Below are 2,972 nucleotides of genomic sequence, written 5' to 3' on the forward strand. Positions count from 1 at the left end.
GGTTCTATCAAGTCTACGTCGGAAATTTTTACTGTAAAAGACCGTCGGGTGGCGTTAATGGAGGTATAAGCCAGTGAATAAAGTCTGGTGTAAAAACACCAAAACCATAAAGAATGAGTGGTATTGCCGTACTTGTGAGAAGTATTCCTGCTATCAATCTAGTAATTCGTAGTGGTACTTTCTTCACAGTTCCTAACCACAATAAACCAACAATCAGACCTATTGCAATAGCAAATCCTATCAAGGCACTTTCAAGTTGAATCAAACTAAAGGTAGCCAAAGCAACAGAATTTTCTACTGCTTCAAGCATGGCTATGTAAAAGTAAGTTATCTTATGTTTTGTTGTATCCATTTTAGTTTCATCTTCAAAAAATTCCTTGAACATCAAGCCACTAAAAAATAACAATCCTATACCTAGGGCAATTTCAAGGATATTAGTAGGAACAAATCCAGCAAACTTTAGAAAAATAAAATATAAAATGATTCCAACTGCAATACCAAACGTAGTAATTTTTAGAGTCTGTTTTAATCCGATTTTGCTTGCTACTCCTATTCCAACAAGTGCTTGTTCTCCACCTTCAACAAAGATATACTTGAATGAAGTGAAAAATACGATTAGTTCAAACATAAATCACGGTTAATTATTGTTAATATTAACTCAGAGATTTTTTGTATCTTTATTTTCCTTCACTTGCCCTCTGTGCAGGGCTTTCATTGGCTTCTGAGTTTGTTGTATTCTTATTGGTTATGGCGTTTACTGCCTCATTGACTTTCTGAGAAATAGTTTCATTTGCATGTTCAGTTCCTTCTATTGCAGATTGTCTTAGATGAACAACAACTGCCAACGCAGATACTATAACAACAATGACAATACCTGCAATGATTGCTATCTTTGCGGATCTTTTCAACTAGCAATATTTTGTTTTTGTTCTATATCAGCAATGTGCTTAATTCGTTGTTTGTGCTATGCTAGCATTCGGAATTAGAGTAATCCACTTGTTATCTCCACTAATCTTAATTCCACAAGCTTCTGAAGGTGTCTTTCCATCCAAGCCCATGTGAGGTCTAAGGTAATTATGNTCTAATTTTACACAAGGGACATTCATACGTAGTCAAACTTCTCTCCTACTAGCATTCTGTATTAACGTCATCCACTTGTTATCACCTTCAATGGTAACACCACAAGCCTCTGCTGGCGTTTGACCATTCAAGCCCATATGTGGTCGTAAGAAATTGTGGTACATTTGATAGCCATGAATTAAGACTGAATTTTGGATGCTNATTAATCAAGGGTGAATTTTGGATGCTAGAAAATGAGTGTAAAGTTACGTTTGATTCTTTCAGTAAGATACGTAAACGTTTTATCAAATCATTATAAAATTGATACATGTCAAATCAGACACCTGAACAGGCTTCCTTTCTCAGGCTTGTTCCAAGATTTCATATAAACAACTTGGATTTGGCACTAACATTTTATGGGAAACTAGGCTTTTCCACTACTTACAATGATGATTCATTAATTATCTTGAGCCGTGATGGGGTTGACCTTCACATGCATTATTCCCCTGATGATCCACCTAGTTGCCCCGTATGGTGGATTGAAGTTAAGAATATCGAGGATTTGTATCAAAAATGTCTACAACACCTAGATCCAAAAAATATAGGAGGAGGCAAGCCGAAGGAAAAACCTTGGGGCTTTAAGGAGTTCTTTATCAGAGATCCCTTTGGTGGCCTCATCTTGTTTGCCGAAAAAATTATTGAAGATTCTGTATAGTTATTGAGACATGTTAATTGGTATTCATCGCATAATATTTTCGAAGACAAAATAGAATACTTATCAGCATCACTATCCCAAAGATAACAAAGAGAAATGCATAGATATTGCCAACTGTTCGGGTGTTGATGAATTCTTGTATATCACAACATAGGAGATTACTGAGAAGATAATTGTGATTATGGCAGTTCTTGTAACAAGTTCCCTAGTGATACCAAGGGAGAGTATATTCGCCATTACAAAAATTGGTCTTACAAGATTAATGAAGATGTCGTATGTTTATTTTTTCTTGCCTTTCTCGTATCCCTTTTTTGCAGACTCTTTGGCACCTTCATATCCTTTGGTTCCCAATTCTGCGCCCTTTTCGATTCCTTTTTTTCCAAGTTTGATACCCTTTTCTGCACCTTTCTGAGCCAAGCCTTTAGCTTTGTCTAAAATTCCCATAACGATTCATCTTCAATCAAATATTTATCATTTGTTTACAATCATTTAGGAAAAGTGATCTAATCCACTTGGAATAGGTTTTGTATGTTTTCTAAGCACATGGAGTTCAAGTCCCTCACTTGAATGAAATACTAGTTTACATTCCCTGCAGGTATATGGCATGCAACTATCTGATTTAATTTTGAATTTAATAGATCTGATTGAAACTGTATTGACCATCAATCAATTATCCACTTTGTATATGTGTAAAAAGAAAGCTAGTCTTTAACTAGAACTAATACAAAAAAATCGTAACAGAGTAGAACCGCAATAACCGAACAAAACAAGCCAACATTAGAAGAAATGTGGAAGTTCATAGATCACATTATGCGTCCTAACGAACTAGTTCCCGATAAATCAATTCTTACCTATGACAATGTGTTTGTAATTTATACAAAACTAAAGGATCTTGATGAAACATTCAGAGAGCTCTTACAGATCAACATATTGAAAGCAGAGATTGAGCAAGAAAAAAAATCCGTTACAGTATAGACAAGAAATGTAACCGCCTGTGCAGGTGTCATTTCATCCAACCTGTTAATATTCCAAATCTTCGCCTGTCAGTCGCTTGTATACTTCTCTTTTGCAGATGATTTTAGAATTAATTTCTCTTATCATCAGATTATAGTAGTCAAAAGGAATGGTTGGATTATTATGATGATTTGTTATTATTTGCGTTTCCGTATCTACAAGTTCCTTTATCATGGTCACGAAA

At 35.2% G+C, this 2,972-nt stretch carries 5 protein-coding genes; 2 read left to right on the forward strand and 3 right to left on the reverse strand.

Features of this window, described 5'->3' with window-relative positions; all coding sequences use genetic code 11:
- Positions 1-28 precede the first annotated feature (28 nt).
- A complete protein-coding gene (locus DYY66_RS03190) occupies positions 29-628 on the reverse strand; it encodes a hypothetical protein (protein ID WP_166286159.1) in 600 nt (199 codons plus the stop codon).
- 49 nt (positions 629-677) lie between these two features.
- Positions 678-908, reverse strand: coding sequence for a hypothetical protein (locus tag DYY66_RS03195; protein WP_166286161.1), 231 nt, complete (start codon positions 906-908; stop codon positions 678-680).
- A gap of 479 nt (positions 909-1,387) precedes the next feature.
- On the opposite strand from DYY66_RS03195, the gene DYY66_RS03200 reads away from it, so the two are divergent.
- Positions 1,388-1,774 (forward strand): VOC family protein, encoded by a 387-nt coding sequence (locus tag DYY66_RS03200; protein WP_166286163.1) that lies wholly within the window; start codon positions 1,388-1,390, stop codon positions 1,772-1,774.
- Between the two features lie 279 nt (positions 1,775-2,053).
- Here DYY66_RS03200 and DYY66_RS03205 read toward each other — a convergent pair whose 3' ends face one another.
- Positions 2,054-2,218, reverse strand: a complete 165-nt coding sequence (locus tag DYY66_RS03205) for a hypothetical protein (protein ID WP_166286165.1) — start codon at positions 2,216-2,218, stop codon at positions 2,054-2,056.
- Between the two features lie 342 nt (positions 2,219-2,560).
- Between DYY66_RS03205 and DYY66_RS03210 the strand changes: the two genes are divergently transcribed.
- Entirely contained in the window at positions 2,561-2,749 is a 189-nt protein-coding gene (locus tag DYY66_RS03210) for a hypothetical protein (protein WP_166286167.1), read from the forward strand.
- Positions 2,750-2,972 lie beyond the last annotated feature (223 nt).

The sequence above is a fragment of the Candidatus Nitrosotalea sp. FS genome (assembly GCF_011319475.1).
Taxonomy (GTDB): Archaea; Thermoproteota; Nitrososphaeria; order Nitrososphaerales; family Nitrosopumilaceae; genus Nitrosotalea.